General features: G+C 58.5%; 1 pseudogene. It reads right to left on the bottom strand.

What is annotated here, in order from left to right:
• Nucleotides 1-525 (bottom strand): annotated as a pseudogene (locus BFP70_RS00370) (IS3 family transposase); the annotation flags it as partial.
• Nucleotides 526-686: the final 161 nt, after the last annotated feature.

The raw sequence follows: 686 nt of genomic DNA, 5'->3' as shown, positions 1-686 counted from the left end.
CGATCATGCAGGGCCTGTTCAAGAGCATCCAGAACAAAGTCTGTCTTGGCCGACCGTGAGACCCGCCAGCCGACGATGCGATCTGCAAACGTGTCGATGACGAAGGCAACATAGACAAAGCCCTGCCACGTGGAAACGTAGGTAAAGTCGCTGACCCACAGCAGGTTCGGTGCGGGCGCACGGAACACACGGTTCACTTTGTCGCGCGGACAAGGTGCCGACGTGTCTGGAACCGTTGTTTTGACCATCTTGCCGCGCACGGCACCACGGATGCCGATCTGTTTCATCAGGCGCTCCACCGTGCAGCGTGCAAGCGTAAAGCCCTCGCGTTTCAGCTGATACCACGCCTTGCGGCCCCCGTAGACCTGATAATTCTCATCCCAGACACGTTTGATCTCCGGGCGCAGCTCCGTATCCCGCTGATGCCGGGCTGAAGCTTTGGCCGGATCGGCTTGGTGCCAAGCGGTGGTAATATGTTGACGGTGCAATCGGCAGCACCCTGCAGATCGACTCGACACCGTAAACAGCCTGGACTTGTCGCGGTTTGGTGCCGCTCCTTTGATGACGTAATGTGCAGCAAAGGAGATAAACCATGGGCACAGGCAGAACGGATGAATTTCGCAAGGATGCGGTGCGGATTGCGCTGACCAGCGGGCTTTCGCGTCGTCAGGTCGCGGATGATCTGG

Source organism: Thioclava sp. SK-1, from assembly GCF_001705665.1.
In the GTDB taxonomy this organism is placed as follows: domain Bacteria; phylum Pseudomonadota; class Alphaproteobacteria; order Rhodobacterales; family Rhodobacteraceae; genus Thioclava.
This window is presented reverse-complemented; position numbering and strand designations above follow the sequence as displayed.